The sequence below is a fragment of the Dellaglioa sp. CoH-57-MRSF-20 genome (assembly GCF_056781955.1).
The window spans coordinates 163,781-182,911 of the sequence record NZ_JBXAXV010000003.1 but is presented as its reverse complement, the minus strand read 5'-3'; the positions used below and the strand labels follow the sequence as shown (position 1 = coordinate 182,911).

General features: G+C 31.6%; 19 protein-coding genes. 16 read left to right on the top strand and 3 right to left on the bottom strand.

The features are described 5' to 3' along the window. Nucleotide 1: 1 nt before the first annotated feature. The 3 genes from AC1RPN_RS04555 to AC1RPN_RS04545 are packed head-to-tail and all read right to left on the bottom strand — an operon-like array spanning nucleotide 2 to nucleotide 1,879. Nucleotides 2-964, bottom strand: a complete 963-nt coding sequence (locus AC1RPN_RS04555; protein ID WP_481761551.1) for a glycosyltransferase family 2 protein — start codon at nucleotides 962-964, stop codon at nucleotides 2-4. 40 nt (nucleotides 965-1,004) lie between these two features. Next, nucleotides 1,005-1,418 carry a GtrA family protein gene (locus tag AC1RPN_RS04550; RefSeq protein ID WP_481761550.1) on the bottom strand — a complete coding sequence of 138 codons (414 nt, stop codon included), beginning with the start codon at nucleotides 1,416-1,418 and terminating at the stop codon, nucleotides 1,005-1,007. Nucleotides 1,419-1,420: 2 nt separating this feature from the next. Then, a complete protein-coding gene (locus AC1RPN_RS04545) occupies nucleotides 1,421-1,879 on the bottom strand; it encodes a flavodoxin (protein WP_481761549.1) in 459 nt (152 codons plus the stop codon). 151 nt (nucleotides 1,880-2,030) lie between these two features. Between AC1RPN_RS04545 and map the strand changes: the two genes are divergently transcribed. The 16 genes from map (at nucleotide 2,031) to AC1RPN_RS04465 (ending at nucleotide 19,069) form a co-directional block, all read left to right on the top strand. Next, nucleotides 2,031-2,813, top strand: a complete 783-nt coding sequence (map, locus tag AC1RPN_RS04540) for a type I methionyl aminopeptidase (RefSeq protein WP_409022111.1) — start codon at nucleotides 2,031-2,033, stop codon at nucleotides 2,811-2,813. Nucleotides 2,814-2,965: 152 nt separating this feature from the next. Then, nucleotides 2,966-3,835 (top strand): UTP--glucose-1-phosphate uridylyltransferase GalU, encoded by an 870-nt coding sequence (gene galU / locus AC1RPN_RS04535; protein WP_481761548.1) that lies wholly within the window; start codon nucleotides 2,966-2,968, stop codon nucleotides 3,833-3,835. 101 nt (nucleotides 3,836-3,936) lie between these two features. Next, nucleotides 3,937-4,830, top strand: coding sequence for a YihY/virulence factor BrkB family protein (locus AC1RPN_RS04530; protein WP_481761547.1), 894 nt, complete (start codon nucleotides 3,937-3,939; stop codon nucleotides 4,828-4,830). A 32-nt stretch (nucleotides 4,831-4,862) separates the two neighbouring features. Further along, nucleotides 4,863-6,608 (top strand): MFS transporter, encoded by a 1,746-nt coding sequence (locus AC1RPN_RS04525; protein WP_481761546.1) that lies wholly within the window; start codon nucleotides 4,863-4,865, stop codon nucleotides 6,606-6,608. 286 nt (nucleotides 6,609-6,894) lie between these two features. Next, on the top strand, nucleotides 6,895-7,878 hold the full coding sequence (locus tag AC1RPN_RS04520; protein ID WP_481761545.1) for an LCP family glycopolymer transferase: 984 nt from the start codon (nucleotides 6,895-6,897) through the stop codon (nucleotides 7,876-7,878). A 13-nt stretch (nucleotides 7,879-7,891) separates the two neighbouring features. Continuing rightward, nucleotides 7,892-8,635 (top strand): YveK family protein, encoded by a 744-nt coding sequence (locus AC1RPN_RS04515; RefSeq protein ID WP_481761544.1) that lies wholly within the window; start codon nucleotides 7,892-7,894, stop codon nucleotides 8,633-8,635. A gap of 23 nt (nucleotides 8,636-8,658) precedes the next feature. Continuing rightward, on the top strand, nucleotides 8,659-9,384 hold the full coding sequence (locus AC1RPN_RS04510) for a CpsD/CapB family tyrosine-protein kinase (protein WP_481761629.1): 726 nt from the start codon (nucleotides 8,659-8,661) through the stop codon (nucleotides 9,382-9,384). A gap of 44 nt (nucleotides 9,385-9,428) precedes the next feature. Continuing rightward, nucleotides 9,429-11,258, top strand: coding sequence for a polysaccharide biosynthesis protein (locus AC1RPN_RS04505; RefSeq protein WP_481761543.1), 1,830 nt, complete (start codon nucleotides 9,429-9,431; stop codon nucleotides 11,256-11,258). After that, the gene (locus tag AC1RPN_RS04500) at nucleotides 11,258-11,848 is read left to right on the top strand and encodes a sugar transferase (protein WP_481761542.1); all 591 of its coding nucleotides are present in this window, start codon (nucleotides 11,258-11,260) and stop codon (nucleotides 11,846-11,848) included. Before AC1RPN_RS04505 ends, AC1RPN_RS04500 begins: the two co-directional genes overlap by 1 nt. Continuing rightward, nucleotides 11,841-12,725 (top strand): NAD-dependent epimerase/dehydratase family protein, encoded by an 885-nt coding sequence (locus tag AC1RPN_RS04495; protein WP_481761541.1) that lies wholly within the window; start codon nucleotides 11,841-11,843, stop codon nucleotides 12,723-12,725. The genes AC1RPN_RS04500 and AC1RPN_RS04495 overlap by 8 nt, the downstream gene beginning before the upstream one ends. Continuing rightward, the gene (locus AC1RPN_RS04490; RefSeq protein WP_481761540.1) at nucleotides 12,722-13,870 is read left to right on the top strand and encodes a glycosyltransferase; all 1,149 of its coding nucleotides are present in this window, start codon (nucleotides 12,722-12,724) and stop codon (nucleotides 13,868-13,870) included. Before AC1RPN_RS04495 ends, AC1RPN_RS04490 begins: the two co-directional genes overlap by 4 nt. A gap of 37 nt (nucleotides 13,871-13,907) precedes the next feature. Continuing rightward, nucleotides 13,908-14,879 (top strand): DUF6625 family protein, encoded by a 972-nt coding sequence (locus AC1RPN_RS04485; protein WP_481761539.1) that lies wholly within the window; start codon nucleotides 13,908-13,910, stop codon nucleotides 14,877-14,879. A 76-nt stretch (nucleotides 14,880-14,955) separates the two neighbouring features. Then, on the top strand, nucleotides 14,956-15,930 hold the full coding sequence (locus AC1RPN_RS04480; protein ID WP_481761538.1) for a Stealth CR1 domain-containing protein: 975 nt from the start codon (nucleotides 14,956-14,958) through the stop codon (nucleotides 15,928-15,930). A gap of 16 nt (nucleotides 15,931-15,946) precedes the next feature. After that, nucleotides 15,947-16,894: a glycosyltransferase gene (locus AC1RPN_RS04475; RefSeq protein WP_481761537.1), complete on the top strand. Its 948-nt coding sequence runs from the start codon at nucleotides 15,947-15,949 to the stop codon at nucleotides 16,892-16,894. A gap of 91 nt (nucleotides 16,895-16,985) precedes the next feature. Beyond that, on the top strand, nucleotides 16,986-18,101 hold the full coding sequence (locus AC1RPN_RS04470) for an EpsG family protein (RefSeq protein ID WP_481761536.1): 1,116 nt from the start codon (nucleotides 16,986-16,988) through the stop codon (nucleotides 18,099-18,101). A gap of 38 nt (nucleotides 18,102-18,139) precedes the next feature. After that, nucleotides 18,140-19,069 (top strand): glycosyltransferase family 2 protein, encoded by a 930-nt coding sequence (locus AC1RPN_RS04465; protein WP_481761535.1) that lies wholly within the window; start codon nucleotides 18,140-18,142, stop codon nucleotides 19,067-19,069. The last annotated feature ends 62 nt before the right edge of the window (nucleotides 19,070-19,131 follow it).

The following is a 19,131-nucleotide window of genomic DNA, read 5'->3' as shown; positions in this document are numbered from 1 at the left end:
ATTAATCCTTTTTTGAACTGAAGACGTCTGATTCTTTAATAATATAGACGGGTCTGTTTTTGACTTCTAAGAAAATTTTACCTAAGTATTTACCAAGAATCCCAATACAAAACAATTGAATGCCACCCATCATTAAGATAACTGAAATCGTTGATGGCCAGCCAGCTGTTGGATCACCATAGAGTAACGCTCTAATAATAATAAAGATAATTGCAAAAAGAGAGCCAACAAATGATAGGAAACCAACAAATGTTGCAATTGAAAGAGGTACTTCTGAAAAGGCTATGATACCGTCTAATGAATATTTGAATAAGCCCCAGAAATTCCAACTTGTTTTACCAGCAACACGTTCTTGATTTGTGTATTCTAAGTATTCCGTATTAAAACCAACCCAACTGAAGATACCTTTTGAAAAACGATTGTATTCTGACATTGATAAGACAGCATCAACCATTTGACGGGTCATTAAGCGATAATCGCGGGCACCATTAACAATCTCAGTATCTGAGATGCGATTTATTAATTTGTAGAAAAGAGTAGCGAATGCAGAGCGAATCACAGGTTCACCTTGACGAGTTGTCCGACGTGTCCCCACACAGTCGTAGTCATTTTCTGGATCTTCTAAAATAGCTAACATCTTAGGCAAAAAGCTGGTTGGATCTTGTAAATCAACGTCCATAACAGTTACGTAATCGCCAGTCGCTTTTTGTAAGCCACAATATAAAGCAGCTTCTTTTCCAAAATTTCGTGAAAATGAAGCATAATGGACTGTTGCTGGATGATCTTTTTGTAATTGGCGCATTTCTTTGAGGCTGTTATCAGATGAACCATCATTAATAAACCAATATTCTAATCGGATATCTGGTAAATTGATAGACTCCTTTTCAACCGCATCAAAAAAAAGCGGAATAGATTCTTGTTCGTTGTAACATGGCACAACGATTGAAAGAACTTTGGTTGTCATAAATAAAGTGCCCCCTAGGATGAATTTACTGAATTTTATTTTATGATTTTTTGAAAATAAATAACTTACTAAAAATATAATTAATTAAAACGATGAAAATTTGATCAAATAACTTAACGAGTGATGCATCTAAGTGTAAAACAGAAACACCAATTGTCATAATTAATTGATCAATGACTAATGATAGAAGTCTAAAGCCAAAGAAAGATAAAACTTCACGTATTAAACCTGAAACATGAGTGTTCTTTGAGCCAAATACCCAAAGCTTATTAGTGACGAATGCAAAAACAACCGAAACAAACCATGCAATTACGTTTGCAAATTGATAATTTACACTAAGGTATGATTGGAAAACAACAAAAGTAACGATGTTAATTAGGGTTGTTAGACCACCAAAAATTAAATACGAAATTAGGGCATAATGTTTATGAAATAATTCATTTATTTTATTCATGACTAGTTTTCACTGCTAGTTACTTTATCAAATAGCTCTTTAGCAAAAGCTTCTAATTTAGTGATATCTTCTTCTTCAGGTGCTAAATCGATTTTTAGATTAGCTGAACCCTTTGTTGCGCCTGCTTCTTCGAAAGCTGAACCAAACTTATCAACAGCAGTTCCAAAAAACTCACCATAAAATGTATCGCCAGAACCGGCAACACCGAATAATTTACCGGTTAAATCAAGCTCCTGTAAGTCTTCATAAAAGTCCATGCCTTCATCAGGAAGTGAGCCTTCGTCATAAGTATAAGGAACGACAACGCTGATATCGAAGTTAGTTAAATCAGATGCATCTGATTGTGAGATTTCTTCCATCTCAACTGTTGCACCTAAATTTTCAAATGCTTCGGTAATAATGTCAGCGATGTCTTCATTATTACCTGTAATTGTTGCAAAAATAACTTTAGCTGAAACCAAACTAAATTCCTTCTTCCATATTAAAATAGTAGTTAAAGTATATCAGATAAAAAAACGATTGTGAAAGGAATTGAGTATCTCGTAACAAATTCTATACAATTGCGGTATAATAGTTGAGAAGAATTATTTATTATAGGAGGAAACAAATTAAATGATCACATTAAAATCAGAACGCGAAATTGAAGAAATGCGTGCTTCAGGTGCTATTATTGCAGGGATGCATAAGGGATTACGAGATATTATAAAACCAGGTATTTCTAGTTGGGAAATTGAAACTTTCTCACGTAAGTATATTGAAAGCCATGGTGGTGTTGCTGAACAAATTGGCTTTGAAGGCTATAAATATGCGACTTGTGTCAGCATTAATGATGAAATTTGTCATGCTTTCCCACGTAAAGGGTTAATTTTAAAAGATAATGATTTAGTTAAAGTAGATACAGTTGTTAGTTTACATGGCGCAATGAGCGATTCTTGTTGGAGTTATGTTGTTGGTGAATCTACACCAGAAATTGATAAATTAATGGCAGTAACGCATAAAGCCCTTTACTTAGGAATTGATCAAGCCGTTATTGGTAACCGTATTGGTGATATTGGTCATGCTATCCAAACTTATACTGAAGACCAAATGGGCTATGGTGATGTTCGCGAATACGTTGGACATGGCATTGGACCTACCATGCATGAAAGTCCTTCCGTACCTCATTATGGTCAAGCTGGTAAAGGATTACGTCTTAAAGAAGGGATGACAATTACTATTGAACCCATGATTAATATTGGCGGTTGGGAATCAGAAAGTGATGATCCTAACGGTTGGACAACAAGAACTGCTGACGGTAGTTTGTCGTGTCAATATGAACATGTTATTGTTATCACAAAAGATGGTCCTAAGATTTTAACCTCTCAAGATCCAGAATTTGATGCGAAATATTTATAAAATAGATAGCTACAATGAACTGCTAACTTAATTGTTTAGCAGTTTTTTTGTATAATGTAGCGGATTCATGATAGAATTGTAATATTCGTAGAGTTTGAGATAAATTAATGGGATTTTGTATATCGTATAAAGAAAAAAAGGAGAAGTTAATTATGAAAGTTAGAAAAGCAATTATACCTGCAGCAGGTTTGGGAACTAGATTTTTACCAGCAACAAAAGCAATGGCTAAAGAAATGTTACCTATCGTGGATAAACCAACGATACAGTACATTGTTGAAGAAGCTAAAGCAGCAGGGATTGAAGATATTTTAATTGTTACGGGTAAAGGGAAACGCCCAATTGAAGATCATTTTGATTCAGTACCTGAATTGGAAGCTAATCTTAAAGCTAAAGGTAAATTAGAACAATTAAAAATGGTTGAGCAAACAACTGATATTAATTTGTTCTTTATTCGCCAGTCACATCCTAGAGGTTTAGGGGATGCTGTTTTAATGGCTAAAGACTTTGTTGGTGATGAACCCTTTGTTGTTATGTTGGGTGATGATATCATGCAAGATAAGGTACCATTAACAAAACAATTGATGGATCGCTATGAAGAAACACATGCTTCAACATTGGCTGTAATGGAAGTCCCACATAAAGAAGTATCAAAATATGGGGTTATTGCACCACAAAGTGAAGTGTCAAAAGGGCTATATGATGTTGAAAAATTTGTTGAAAAACCAGCTGTTGATGAAGCACCAAGTGATTTAGCTATTATTGGTCGTTACTTGTTAACACCAGAAATCTTCGGGATGTTAGAAACACAAGAACCTGGTGAAGGTAATGAAGTCCAATTGACTGATGCTATTGATCGTTTAAATAAAGTGCAACGTGTATTCGCGCATGAATTTAAAGGTGATCGTTATGATGTTGGAAATAAATTCGGTTATTTAAAAACAAGTATTGATTTTGGTTTGAAACATCCAGAAGTTAAGGATGAACTTAGAGAATACATTAAAGAGTTATCTAAAAAATTATAATAAAATTAGAAGATTGGGCTGATTTTAAATGCTCAATCTATTTTTTTGTCTAAATGTGATACAATTTATTCTTATATAGATGTATTTCGCGGAGGAATCGTATGAAAAGTAAGTTCGTTCAGTTTATTAAAATATTTAAAACACAATTTATTAATGCCGATGTTAGTAATTCTTCGGTTATTATTGCGTACTATACGTTATTATCGATTTTTCCAGCAATTATTTTTATTGGTAATTTAATACCAATGCTTCATTTAAAGGTGTCCGTTATTTTAGAATATGTAAAAGTTGTGATGCCATCCGCGATATATAGCATTTTAGCACCGTTTATTGAATCGTTTCTGAAAAATGGAAATGGTGGATTATTGTCAATTGGTGCTGTCGTAACGTTATGGACGACAAGTAAGGGGATTAATGCATTGAAGAAAAGTTTCAACCATGCCTATAGTGTTGAAACGAAGCAAAATCCAATTGTTGGGCGAATTGTATCGTTTGTGTTAACGATTGGGTTAGTTATCTCCTTAGGTGCTATTATTTTGTTCTTTGGGTTCAGTCAAATAGTAGTTGAGGTGTTGACACCCATTTTACATTTGCCGGGAGAATTTTTAACTGTGATTACCACGGTTAAATGGCCTGTCGCCTTAATCGGTATTTTTATTATTATTTTATTACTTTATCGGATATTACCTAGTGCAAGACTTAGGTTCAGGGCAGTTTTACCAGGGGCAATTTTGACAACCATTGGGTGGATTTTATTGACCCAAGTATTTTCGATATACGTGCAGTATTTCGGTGGCGCTTTTAGTAGTTATGGTGCAATCGGAACAGTAATGATTATGTTATTCTGGCTGGATTTTGGGGCATGGATAATCATGCTAGGTGCTGTTCTTAATGCATCGATTGCTATTGTTCGACATGGTGAAGTTGAAGCACAATCTATTCAGCTAAATAGCTTATTTAAGCAATATAAAAGTCGATTTAGTAAGAAAAAATAAAATATTATAAATCGTTAGGGGAGGTAAGTTAATTGAAAAATAAGTCGATTAATTTAAAAAATCATGTCGGTGTATTTATTGTTATGTTTAGTGTGAGCTTGTTTTTAGTCTTACCTCAGATACTCGCACATAGTTTAGTTTTAGGTTCTGATTCTTTATTTCATTTTAATCGTATTTACGATATCTATATGCAATTTAAAACAGGCAATTTTAACTATTTCCAAACAAATTACGGGTTTCAACAAAGTGGTCGGATTATCAATGCTGTGTATGGGCCTGGATTTGCTTATCTGCTAGGTGGGTTGCTACTACTCGTACATAGTTGGTTTAATTTTCAGGTTATTTCTTCTTTTTTAATTTTCTTTATTAGTGGTTACTCAATGTATTTACTAGCTAAAGAAATAACTTCGACCAAAGATATCTCACTATTAATGGCTGTTCTTTTTATGGGTAGCTTGTGGATTGCGCGATGGTCAACTGAGCAAAATTTTATGGCTTGGGGTATCATGCTAGTGCCACTAGTTGTTTTAATGGGTGTTAAAATGATCAAAAATAACGCAGAAGGATTGCGAATTCTACCCTTAGCGTTAACCATGTCGGTAATGATACAGGTACATGTTTTAAGTGCCTTGATGTCGATTGGTGTCCTATTCGTTTTTTTTATAGTTGGTTTTATTCAAACGAATCAAAAATCGAAACTATTATTAACCTGTTTTTGGGCGGGGTTATTATCGTTAGTTCTGACATTTAATGTTTGGGGTGCCATGTTAGATGTTTTCGCAAACAATAAATTATACGCACCGCACGTTAATGTGATGATGTCCAATTCAACTATGAATTTATCGATGGGGGGGCCAACGCTTACTAAAATTGGTTTGGTTATGAGCTTCATATTTGTAGTACAAATTAGTTTATTGTTTATAAAACAAGCAAAATTTACGGTTACTAATAAAGTAGTAACTAGTTTAGGTTTAGTTTTCTTAGTCTTAACGTCAAAATTAGTTCCTTGGACGGATTTAGCCCAGGTTATCCCATCAATACAAAGTTTCTTGCAATACCCACGTCGCTTTGAAGGGTTCGCTGTAGTTTTATTATTAGCGGGTTTTAGTGCAACACTATCAAGTAGTTCATTTAAAAATTATCGGAAGTATATTGATCTATTCTTAATTGTTGGAGGTCTTGTTGTCGGAGTACAATCGTATTTAGAAATTCAAAAAAGTAATGAAGCATGGCATACTAATCAGTCGATAGTTTCTCCCAATAATGTTGATATCGCAGATAATACGAGTAACGAACAGATTACCAAAGCATTTATGAGTTCAAATCTAGATGATGGTTTAAAGTTGATTACCAAGGCATCGCCAGACTATTTACCTAATAATCGAGTATTAAGTGAACGTCCTTATCATGATTATCGATTAGACATGAAAAAAAATAAAGATGAAGTAAGTAAAACGATTAATAGTGAAGGAAAGTTAAGTCTGAGTTGGAACGCAACAAAAAAAGGAAATGAGATTTCTTTACCCGCGATAGTCTATAATAATTCAACTGTTCAATTAAATGGTAATAGCCTTGATCCTAAAAAAATGACCTTGTCAACTATGGGTAGTCCAACCGTTAAAGCAACTAAAATAGGTACAAATAGGTTAGTCATTGGTTATCATACGAAAATAATAACAAGAATTAGTTTAATCATCGTTCTAGCCACTTGGATAATTAGTTGCGTTAGTGCTGTTTTTATAAAAATCACTGATTATAAAAAAGAAATTAAGTTATGATATAGTTTTAACAAGTAATAGGGACTTCAAAAAGAGAACATAATTAATGATGTTCTTTTTCTGTATTAAAAATGAAATATAATACTTTTAAATATAACGTATAATTAAAAGTGTAGAGCACTACAACTTTGAAAGCGTGGTCAAAATGTTTAGAATATCATATCAGTTGACAATAAGATTAAACAATGATTAGACAAACGATTTTAAGTTTCATTTAAGTCTGGTAACATGTATAATAAATTATTGTGTCATTGTATACATCTAAAAAATTTAGGGGTAATTAATTATGAGTGAAGATAATATTAAACACCAAGGTAGCCACAAGAAGCATCATCATAAAAAGAAAAAAATGAGTACACTGAAAAAATGGGGGATTGGTGTCGGAATCGTCGTTGCCGCACTATTGGTTATTGGTGGTGTGTTGATGGCGAAGGTTTATCTAGATGCAAAAGACGTTGTAGATAATACATATCAAAAAGTAAATGTTAAAAGTAAACGAACAACCGGGAGTGTCTCTCTTGATAAAGAGGCGCCTTTCTCAGTTTTAATTTTGGGTGTTGATACGGGCGAAGATGGGAGAACAGATCAAGGTCGATCGGATACAATGATGGTTGCGACAATTAATCCTAAAACAAACTTGACGACATTAACGAGTTTACCTCGTGATACGAAGATTCCGATTACAGGTCACGGGACAGATAATAAATTAAATGCTGCATATGCTTATGGGGATGTTTCCTTAGCGATGGATACTATTCAAAACTATTTAAATATTCCAATTGATTACTATGTTCAGATGAATATGAAGGGCCTGGAAGAATTAACGGGTGCCGTTGGTCCAATTACGGTCAATAATCCATTTGCTTTTTCAGCGGGAAGGCATCAATACGTAAAAGGTGATATTGAGTTAACTGAAAGTAATGTTTTAGACTTTTCTAGAATGAGACATTCTGATCCTAATGGTGATTACGGGCGTCAAAAAAGACAACGCTCGGTTGTGACTGAATTAGGTAAAAAAATAGCTTCTATTGATGGTGTCACAAATTATCAAGCAATTTTGAGTGTACTTGAGAGCAATATGAAAACAAATTTGAAATTTTCTGATATGAAAAAAATAGTGACTCAGTATCGTAGTGCTATAGGCACAATTAAAGATGTTCAACTTCAAGGACAATCACAAATGATAAATGGTGTGTCGTATGAAGTTGTTCCATCAGCACAAGTAACGAAAGTATCCAACATGATCAGAAAACAATTAGACTTAGACTAGGAGAATTATATCAATGGAAGAGACAATCAATCTTGAACAAGTTTTTAGCATTTTAAAGAAACATCTTAAATTAATTATTGGGTTAATAATTGCGGGGGCACTATTAGCATTTTTTGTAACCATGTTCTTTATGACGCCAAAATATAACTCGACTGTTCAAATATTAGTTAATAGAACAGAAACTGCCAATAATGTAGGGGCTGCTTACAATACACAGCAAGCAGATGTCCAAATGATTAATACGTATAAAGACATTATTCAAAATAAAATTGTACTAGATCCTGTGAGAAAAGAAATTGCTAAAAAAGATAATTTCGTTGGTACGAGTGATGATTTAAAAAATCAGATAAGTATATCAAATCAAGAAAATTCACAGGTTTTTAGTGTAACTGTTAAAGATACTAATGCATATCGCGCGGCTGATATTGCAAACTCTGTTGCTGATACGTTTAAAAATAAAATAAAAAAAGTGATGAAAGTTAATAATGTAACAATTGTTGCTGATGCAGTTGCAAAACCTAATGCAGTATCACCTAATAAAAAGATGAATGTATTAATAGGTCTGTTACTAGGGGGGCTTATCGGAATTGGGATTGCATTCGCAATAGAACTTTTTGATAAAACAGTTAAAAACGCTGATTTTTTGACAGATCTTGGTCTTTCAAACTTAGGTATGATTAACCATATTGACGAAACTAATAAGAGTCAAGGACTTTTTGGACAATCAACACCAAGAAAAAGAAAGCATACTAATTAAAATAGATAAGGGGTTATTGAATGATGAGTTTATTAAAAAAAGATAAAAAGTTATCAACTGATAGTATTGATAACGGTGTTGGATTAATTACTGTTACTCAACCAACATCAACGATTGCAGAACAATTTAGGACTGTACGTACGAATATCCAATTTTCAAGTGTTGATAAAGAAATGAAAGTTATTATGGCGACATCATCAGGTCCATCAGAAGGCAAGTCAACAGTTATAACTAATCTTGCTGTAACATATGCTAATCAAGGACTGAAAGTATTGTTAATTGATGCCGATATGCGTAGACCAACTGCGCATCAAACTTTTGGTTTGAGTAATGAAACCGGGCTTACAAATTGTTTGACTGAAAAAAGTATTGATGTTGCAAAAGCAGTTGAAGAAACACCAATTGAAAATTTATATGTTATGCCTGCAGGTCCTACTCCACCGAACCCTTCAGAATTATTGAATACAAAACGGATGGATTCTTTAATTACAGCTGTCGCTGAACAAATGGATATGGTTATCATCGATACACCACCATTAATTTCTGTAACAGATGCACAAATTGTTGCAACAAAAGTTGATGGTACAATTTTAGTTGTGAGACAAGGTGTGGCAAATAAAGGTGCCGTTTTGAAAGCAAAAGAATTATTAGATACCGTTCATGCAAGAATCATTGGGACGATTTTGAATGATGTTTCAGGTAGTGATGAGTCAGGTTATTATGGTGGGTATTATGGCTATTATAAATAATAATTAAGTAGACGTAGGATAATTTAAGGAAGCAGGGATTATAGGTGACTAGGAAAAGTAAACAGGTTGTTTTAACTGGATTGGATAGTTTGATTTGGGTAGTTTCAATTTCATTATCGAGGTTATTTTTAGGGCCGTATATTAGTTTTAGTAACTCTGATTTATTGGAATTTGGGTGTATATGTTTGATTTTATACCTAATAATTGGATACTCATTAAACCTCTTTTCTAAAATTAATAGGTATGCTAGCTTTAAAGAAATAATTGCAATTTTTATTGCAATAACAATTACAGCAGTTATTAGTAATATTAGTTATTTTTTCATAAGTTCAAATTATAGTATTCGTTTTGGAATATTAACTTATTTACTGGCCCTCCTTTTTATTGGTGGCAGCCGATTTGCATGGCGCTATCTTGTTGAAAATATCTTTAATAATGAAGAATCAGAAACATTAATTACAACATTAATAGTCGGTGCAGGGGATGGCGCAGAAGCTTTAATGGAAAGAATACAAAGAGATAATGCCGACTTGAATGTTATTGGATACGTCGATAATGATATTCAAAAACAAAAAATGTGGATGATGGGTAAGAAAGTTTTGGGAACTTTCCAAGAAATTCCAATGATTGTCGAAGAATACGATGTTGAACAGGTCTCAATTGCTATTCCTTCATTAAGTCCCCATAATTACGAGGACTTGTTAGATATTTTAAATCCTCTAAAAGTTAAAATTAATCGCATGTCAAGTTTTGAAGATATGTTAGAAGACAATAGTGATTCTAGAAAAATGCATGAGATTGACGTTGTTGATTTACTGGGTCGACAAGAGATTAAACTTGATATGGCTAAGATTGAAAGCAAAATATATGGTAAAACAATTTTAGTTACAGGAGCGGGTGGCTCTATTGGTTCAGAAATTTGTCGACAGGTTAGCAAATTTGGTCCTAAACGACTAATTTTACTAGGACATGGAGAAAATTCAATTTATTTGATTCATCAAGAATTAAAAAATCTTTATGCTGGGAAAATTGAAATTGTGCCGATTATTGCGGATGTTCAAGACCGGGCACATATTTTTGACTTAATGGCACAATATAAACCAGAAATAGTCTATCATGCTGCAGCACACAAACATGTACCATTAATGGAAGCTAACCCAACTGAAGCCATTAAAAATAATGTTTATGGTACGAAAAATGTTGCTGAAGCTGCTAAGTCTGCAAATGTGAAATCATTTGTAATGATTTCAACTGATAAAGCAGTAAATCCGCCTAATATTATGGGGGCAACGAAACGTCTCGCTGAAATGATTGTAACTAGTTTGAATGAACCAGGTCATACAAAATTCGCCGTTGTTCGTTTTGGTAATGTTCTTGGTAGCCGTGGTAGTGTTGTACCACTGTTTAAGAAACAGATAGCTAAAGGTGGACCAGTTACTGTTACTGATCTTAGAATGACAAGATTCTTTATGACAATTCCTGAAGCTAGCCGTTTAGTGATTCAAGCGGGGACGCTATCTAAAGGTGGAGAACTATTTATCTTAGATATGGGTAAACCGGTTAAAATTGTTGATTTAGCACGAAAAATGATTAAATTAAGTGGATATACTGAAAACGATATTGATATTGTTGAGTCAGGTATGAGACCTGGAGAGAAACTGTATGAAGAATTATTAGTAAGTAGTGAAAAACAGCAAGAGCAAGTATTTGAAAAAATTTTCTTGGGTAAAGTAACACCATACAAGATTGATGAAATTATGAGTTTTGTTAAGAGTGTAGAGCCGTTAACTGGTACTGCTTTGAAAAAAGAAGTTATTAGATATGCACATACTCATAATGGTGAACCCTCAATTGATTCGGAAGGTATGCGTTAATGTATAAAAAATATTTTAAAAGAACAATTGATTTTGTTATTTCTTTAGTAGGCCTTGTACTTTTATCGCCTATTTTTTTAATTATCGCAATTATTGTTAAAGTCGATTCGAAAGGCCCTATTTTCTTTGTACAAAAGCGGGTAAGTATTAATAAAACCTACTTTGGTATTTTAAAATTTAGGACGATGAGAACTGATACACCTGATGTACCTACTCACTTATTGAAAGATCCGGATGCTTTCATTACTCGCTCGGGTAAAATTTTACGAAAAACGAGTCTTGACGAATTACCACAAATTATTAATATTTTAACAGGTAAGATGAGTATCGTTGGTCCTCGACCAGCACTTTGGAGTCAAGAAGATTTAATTAACGAACGTGAAAAGTACGGCGCTAATAACGTTTACCCAGGGTTAACTGGATTAGCACAAATTAGTGGGAGAGATGAATTATCTATTGCTGAGAAATCAAAAATTGATGGTGATTACGTGCAACTTTTATCTTTTTCAGAAGATTTAAAAATTTTTTTTGGAACAATTACATCAGTTTTAAAGAGTGATGGTGTAAAGGAAGGTAAGAGTGATGACTAAACGAGTTTTGATAACCGGTGCACATAGTTATATTGGAGGGGCATTTAAAAGCTGGATTAATAAATCAGAATCGGAAGATATATCAGTTGATATGATGAGCGTTCGAGATGATAAATGGAGAGGAAAAAATTTTGGTCTATATGATGTAGTACTTAATGTTGCGGGTATTGCACATGTATCTTCGGATCCGAGTATGGAGGATCAATATTATAAAGTAAATAGAGATCTCGCAATTAATTTGGCTAAAAAAGCTAAATCTGAGGGAGTGAAACAATTTATTTTTTTATCAAGTATGATAGTATATGGTGAAAAAAATGGACTACAAAATACTAATATAATTACTCGAGAGACAATAATGAACCCAATTGATTTTTATGGTGATAGTAAGCTACAGGCAGATGTAGAAATTCAAAAATTAGCAGACGATAACTTTAAAACGGTTGTTATCAGAACTCCGATGGTTTACGGACCGAATAGTAAGGGTAATTTTCCAAGGCTACTGAAGTTAGCTGAGAAATCCCTGATTTTCCCAAGTATTAACAATGAACGAAGTATGATTTATGTAGATGTATTAACAGAATTTATCAAACAGATAATTATTAATGATGCATCAGGCCTTTATTTCCCTCAAAATAAAGAATATGTTTCTACAAGCGATGTAATCAAAGTAACAAGGAAATTATTAAGAAAGAAAGTATACTTTATCTCTATTTTTAATCCGCTTATTTCTCTATTATCAAGGAAGTTTCGTGTTTTTAATAAAATATATGGTAGTAAAGTTTATGATAAAAAAATTAGCGAGTGCTCTTTCGAATATACATTAGGACTTACATTAGAAAATACGATAACGAAAATTTTAATGGAGGATAAGAAATGAAAAAAGTTTTAATCGTTGCGTCGGTTGCTTCAATGATTGAACAATTTAATATGGATAATATCAGAATATTACAAGAATTAGGATATAATGTGGAAGTTGCAACTAACTTTTATTCCGCTGGAACTATACCAGATGATATGGCTAATTCCTTAAAAAAGAAGCTTGAAGGAAAAAATATAATTTGTCATCAAATTGACTTTTTAAGAGGAATTGGTTCAATAAAAGCAAATAAAAAAGCATATAATCAGCTTGAAAAATTAGCAAGTACAACTACCTATAATTTTGTGCATTGCCATTCACCGATGGGAAGTGTATTAACTAGATTAGTTTTTAAAAATAATAAAGAAACTAAAATTGTTTATACGGCACATGGCTTTCAGTTCTTTAAGGGCGGGCCGAAAAAAGATTGGATATTATTTTATCCTATAGAACGTTACTTATCTAAATATACGGATATTTTAATAACAATCAACAATGAAGATTACTCAATTGGAAAATCTTTTGGTATAAAAGAAGTTTTACATGTGCCTGGCGTTGGAATAAAATGGGAACAATTACGAGAACAATCAACTAATATCGATGAATTGAAAACTGATTTAAAGATAAGTAAGAATAGTAAAGTGATGATTTCTGTAGGTGAATTATCTAAGCGGAAAAATCATATTGTGGGAATAGAAGCAGTAAATAAATTGAAAGATAAAATTGATATTACATATATTATATGCGGTGTTGGAGATCAAAGAGATTTATTAGAAAAAAAAGTGAAAGAGTATGGATTAGAAGAAAAGATTATTTTTACAGGTTATTCTGAAAATATTAAACAATATTTAGATATAGCAGATTTTTCTCTTTTTCCATCTAAACGAGAAGGATTAGGACTAGCGGGATTAGAAGCTATGGCTACTGGTCTTCCATTAGTAAGTACTTACTTAGGGGGGATCAAAGATTACACAGAAAATGGTATCAGCGGGTGTGTAGTGGATGATCCTACTGATATTTCCCAGTTTGTGAAAGCTATAGAAAATTTACTAGGCATCAATGATAAAGAATACGAAAAAATTGTTAAAAACAATATTGAAGTATCAAAAAAATATAGTATTAAGAATGTAAATGAAATTATGTATAGTTTATATTCTAAAATTTAAATTATGCGATGTTGTCTATAAATTGAAAGGATTCGCAATGATTAAAAACACAAAAATAGTATTGATAGCTATATATTTTGGAGAATTACCAAATTATTTTGATTTATGGTTAAAATCAGCGGAATATAATAATGAGATAGATTTTCTAATATATACTGATCAAAATATATCTACAACCATACCGAATGTTAAAATAAAAATAGTCAACTTTAAAGATATTCAAGCGAAAATAAGATCACATTATACATTTCCTATAAAAATTAATAATCCGTATAAGTTGAATGACTACAAACCGGCTTACGGTGAAATATTTGAGGAAGACATCTCGGGATATGATTGGTGGGGATTTGTGGATATTGATACTATATTTGGAGATTTAAAAAAATTTTTATCTGAGGATATACTAAAAAAATATGACAAAATAAATACTCGTGGACATTTTCAAATGTATAGAAATAATAATCAAATTAATAATGCATATAAAATTGATCATCATAAAAAAGGGACGTACAATTATAAGCAGGCATTTACAACTGATGACGCAACTCACTTTGATGAAATTTGGGGAACTGCAAAATTTATGCCCGACACAGATATGAGAATATATGATCCATATAAAGAAAAGGTCTATTATGCTGATATTTGGGTAAAAGCATTTCGATTTATAACACTTGATATTTCTGAGGGAAAACAATATCAAGTGTTTAGATGGCATGATGGGGAACTAGTAATGAATTATATTGATAACGGAAAAATTAAAACTAAAAAGATAGAATATATTCATTTACAAAAAAGAAAAATGCAAGTTGATGTTGAAATATCAAATGATGACCATAGCTTTTTAATTGTACCTAATAAGTTTATAACAGATGAAAAGTTGTCTATTGAAAATATAAAGAAATATAATGAAGGAAAATGGCCTAATGGTATCCGCAGATATTTCCAATATTATATTAAGCAATTATTTAATGGGGAGCTTAAGGCTAGAATACGAAGAATTTGGCTCTAAATATAAGATTGAAAATAGATTAACACTTTTTATCTGAATATTAAAATCACTAATAAATATTAAGGAGAACTTAGTCATGAGTGATAATTTTAAAATTGATTTTGTAGTGACATGGGTTGATGGAAATGATGATATCTGGCGGAATAAAAAAAATAAGTACGCGGGAAACAAAAATTTAAATGCGGATGAACGTTTCAGAGATTATGATATTTTTAAATGGTGGTTTGAAGGTGTAAAAAAATTTGCACCATGGGTAAACCATATTTTTTTAATTACCGACAAACAAGTTCCGAAGTTTCCATTGGACATGAAAAATCTAACAATTGTTGATCATTCTGATTTTATTCCTGAAGAATATTTACCTACTTTTAATTCGAATGTCATTGAAATGAATATTCCAAGAATTAAAAATTTATCGGAACATTTTATCGTATTTAATGACGATACGTTTATAACTAACAAGGTAGATCCAACAGATTTCTTTTCTCAAGATGGGACTCCTAAGGATGTAGGATTAATGGGACTTATTCAACCGTCGGAAGAATTTTCGTTAATACCTTTTAATAATATACTTATTATTAATAAGTGGTTCTCAAAAAATAATATTTTGAAGAAGAATTTCTTTAAAATATTTAATTGGCAATACGGGTTTCAAAATGTAAGAAATTTCTTAGTTTTACCATATAGGTCTGTTCTGGGATGGTATGAACCGCATTTGCCTAGTAGTTTATTGAAAAGTACATTTAAAGAAATATATCAAAAAGAACCAGCTTTGTTAGCCGAACTTAGTAAAAATCGTTTTCGTACTAGAAATGATGTAAATATTTGGTTGGCACGCGATTGGCAACTTTCAAAAGGGAATTTTGAACCACGTAGATTTTCGTTTGGAAAGTTTGAGAAGTTGCCAGAAGATGGAGATTTTTCAAAAATAAAGCGCGCCTTAAAATCCAAGGCAAAAATAGTTGTTATAAACGACATATCGTTACCATTGGAGAGCCTTTCAGAAACGAAAGAACAATTAAGAAAAATATTCGCTGAACACTTTAGCTAATTAGGAGGATCTAATTATGAGTGACGTTGCAATTTTAATGGCTACCTACAATGGTGAAAAATTTTTAATGGAGCAAATTGAAAGTATTAAGAATCAATCATATGGGAATTGGCACCTATTTATTAGAGATGATTTTTCGAAAGATAATACCAGTAAAATTTTAGATAATTTTAAAAGAGATCCTAAAATAACGATACTAGATAGCTCGCTAAATATTAATGAAAAGGGCCAATTAGGAAATTTTGAAATTTTAATGAATAACGTTCCAGACCAGTATGAATATGTTATGTTCTCAGATCAGGATGATGTATGGTATACAAATAAAATTGAGATATCATTAAATGAAATTAGACACCTGCCTAACGAAAAAGTACTGCCTAAGCTTGTATATACGAATTATGACGAGTTTTTTGAAGTAGTGGGGGACGGAAGTGTGAACTACAGTGGTGTAGAAAAGAAAAATAAACCAACATATCAACGTATTTTTCTACATAACTGGTTAATGGGTAATACGATGATTATTAATCGTAACTTATTAGAAATTTCAAAAAACATCCCGATAGAAGCAGTTAATCATGATGCATGGCTTGCATTAGTTGCTGGATTATATGATGGGATTGGATATATAGATAGTGCGACTGATGGTCATAGAATGCATTCATTTAATATTACAAGAGGTGCCGATGCACATAAAAAAAGTACAATTATAAAAAGTAAGTTAATTGATTTAAAAAAATATAAAGTTAAATTTGATCGATTTTCCAAATTGGTTAATGAATTAGAACTACAATTTTCAAATTCGCCTATTAAAATAAAAAAAAGAATTACTATGTTGAAATATTTTGTAGAAAAGAAGGGTATCGAAGCCATAATATTTGGCAAAAAGAATGGTTTTTTTACCAATATTCACGGTCACAATACCTTACTCTATTTGGAGGAAATATTAAGGTTATTCAAAAAATAATGTTAGTATTTACATAAAATTTAATTAAAAATGGAATACAGCATAAGCAAATTTCATTAATTGTTTAAGAAATGACTATCTAGGAGTTTATATGACATATTTATTTGCAATAGTAACCAATTTCTTTTTGGATCATGTTCATGGTAAAAAAAATAATATCATTCCGTTCATTGGAATCGGAATATTAGCATGGCTAGCGGGTGCTGCTAGTAAGATGACGACGACCGATTATCCTAGTTATCTTATTAATTATGATAATAGTTCTTTAGCACCATATAATCACCAATTTGAGTGGGGCTATATGTGGCTTTCTCGAATTTTTGCGGCAAACGGAGTGACATATGCTGATTTTAGATTAATATTATTTATTGTTAGTTTTATTATTTTGACAGTTGCAATATTAAGATTTACAAAGAATTTAGGATCTTTTGTTTGGGTTTTTGCAATTTTTCCTTTTTTTAATGAGGCAACACAGGCACGTAATTTTTTTATGATTTCTATTGCTCTATTAGGGCTAAGTTTTTTACAGAAAAAAAATGTAAAAAATATTATTATTGCCATCGGATTAATCTTATTGAGCGCATCAATGCATTCATCTGGATATATATTTTTAATAATAATTCCCTTAAGCTTTTTGAGCGAAAAATATGTGAAAATTTTTGTACAATTAATTATTGGTTTTTTTGTAATTTTAACAATTGTACAATTTATTCCAGGTTTAAGTGGTTTATTGAAAAATATAATAACGAAAGTTTCATTGCATTCATCTAGGACACAATTGTTTGATAAACTGAACACAAGTTATGCTGCTGGTTCATCAAAAATAATGCTTATAGAAATAGCTTTATCATATTTTTCAATGTTAGGACTTGGATATTATTTTTTGAAAATTAATAGCCTATCAACTGAGATTAAAAATAAATTGAAATTGTTATTCTTAATTTCGTTAACTGGTCTTGTAGCACTCCCATTTTTAGTTATGTCGATACAATATCAACGGTTCCAACGTAACTCTTTCGCACCAATTATAATTGCATACGCGCTAATTAGGGAGCATAAAGATGAGATTGATAGTAGAATATTATTAAAGATTGATTTAATGATGGTGGGGATACTCTTATTAGCTGTTATAGCGTTTTATGGAGTGTTAGTACCACAAGAATTTGTTGACAGTATTCCATATTTAGTACATTGGAAATCGCTTTAGCATTGTCGTTTAAAGAAAAGTAATTAAGGAGTAAATTTTTGAAAAATATAGCTGTGATTATGTCAACGTATAATGGCGAAAAGTACGTCGAGGAACAATTAAATAGTATTATTGAGCAAAAATATAAAAATGAAGATAACATACAGATTTATGTTAGAGATGATGGTTCAACAGATAATACAATAGATATTTTAAAAAGATACGAAAATAAAAATTTGTTAAAAATAATTTATTCAAGCGGAAATATGGGTGTTAAACGTTCCTTTTTTGAATTACTTAGGGTTGTCGATGCTGATTACTATTTTTTTTCTGATCAAGATGATGTTTGGGTTTCAGATAAAATAATGCAATTTATGGATAAATTTGATTTGTTAGACAATAAAATAACACAAGCTATATTTTCAGATCTTATGATTGCTGATAAAAAGGCTGTTTCAACAAATATTAAAATGTCTAAAATGTTAGTAGGCGAAAATTATAATCATTCATTGAATGATTTATTATTCAATTTTAAAGTAACCGGAGCGGCATTAGCAATTAATAAGAAACTAAGAGATGAAGTACTTATGTTAACAGATGAAGATATTGAAAATGTAACAATGCATGATTCAATTATTGCTAAAATCAGCTCAGCAAGTGGGAATTTAACGTACATTGATAAAGTAACGGTTTACTATAGACAACATGAAAATAACGTCATCGGAATTGGTAAGAGTAATGTACACTTGTATGAAGTTTTTCGTAGATTAAAAATAAGATATAAACAATTAGGTCGGATTAAAAAGGAAAATATTGTTCTGTATGAAAGATTTTCTAATATCATTAAAAATGATACTGAAAAAAAAATGCTAGAAGATACATATAAGTTTTATGATACAAAGAATATCTTTAAAAGATATTCTTTGTATCATAAATTTCATAGTTTAATTAATACAACAGCACAAAGAATAATTATATGGTTTGTTTAATAGAGAGTGATTAGGTGGTTACTATCAATTTAATAAAAAAAAGTTTTAGGCGTAATTTTATT

Coding starts and splice junctions, on each gene's coding strand:
- AC1RPN_RS04555 (WP_481761551.1), bottom strand. CDS start 964: ATGACAACCAAAGTTCTTTCAATCGTTGTGCCATGTTACAACGAACAA.
- AC1RPN_RS04550 (WP_481761550.1), bottom strand. CDS start 1,418: ATGAATAAAATAAATGAATTATTTCATAAACATTATGCCCTAATTTCG.
- map (WP_409022111.1), top strand. CDS start 2,031: ATGATCACATTAAAATCAGAACGCGAAATTGAAGAAATGCGTGCTTCA.
- galU (WP_481761548.1), top strand. CDS start 2,966: ATGAAAGTTAGAAAAGCAATTATACCTGCAGCAGGTTTGGGAACTAGA.
- AC1RPN_RS04530 (WP_481761547.1), top strand. CDS start 3,937: ATGAAAAGTAAGTTCGTTCAGTTTATTAAAATATTTAAAACACAATTT.
- AC1RPN_RS04520 (WP_481761545.1), top strand. CDS start 6,895: ATGAGTGAAGATAATATTAAACACCAAGGTAGCCACAAGAAGCATCAT.
- AC1RPN_RS04515 (WP_481761544.1), top strand. CDS start 7,892: ATGGAAGAGACAATCAATCTTGAACAAGTTTTTAGCATTTTAAAGAAA.
- AC1RPN_RS04510 (WP_481761629.1), top strand. CDS start 8,659: ATGAGTTTATTAAAAAAAGATAAAAAGTTATCAACTGATAGTATTGAT.
- AC1RPN_RS04500 (WP_481761542.1), top strand. CDS start 11,258: ATGTATAAAAAATATTTTAAAAGAACAATTGATTTTGTTATTTCTTTA.
- AC1RPN_RS04495 (WP_481761541.1), top strand. CDS start 11,841: ATGACTAAACGAGTTTTGATAACCGGTGCACATAGTTATATTGGAGGG.
- AC1RPN_RS04490 (WP_481761540.1), top strand. CDS start 12,722: ATGAAAAAAGTTTTAATCGTTGCGTCGGTTGCTTCAATGATTGAACAA.
- AC1RPN_RS04485 (WP_481761539.1), top strand. CDS start 13,908: ATGATTAAAAACACAAAAATAGTATTGATAGCTATATATTTTGGAGAA.
- AC1RPN_RS04480 (WP_481761538.1), top strand. CDS start 14,956: ATGAGTGATAATTTTAAAATTGATTTTGTAGTGACATGGGTTGATGGA.
- AC1RPN_RS04475 (WP_481761537.1), top strand. CDS start 15,947: ATGAGTGACGTTGCAATTTTAATGGCTACCTACAATGGTGAAAAATTT.
- AC1RPN_RS04470 (WP_481761536.1), top strand. CDS start 16,986: ATGACATATTTATTTGCAATAGTAACCAATTTCTTTTTGGATCATGTT.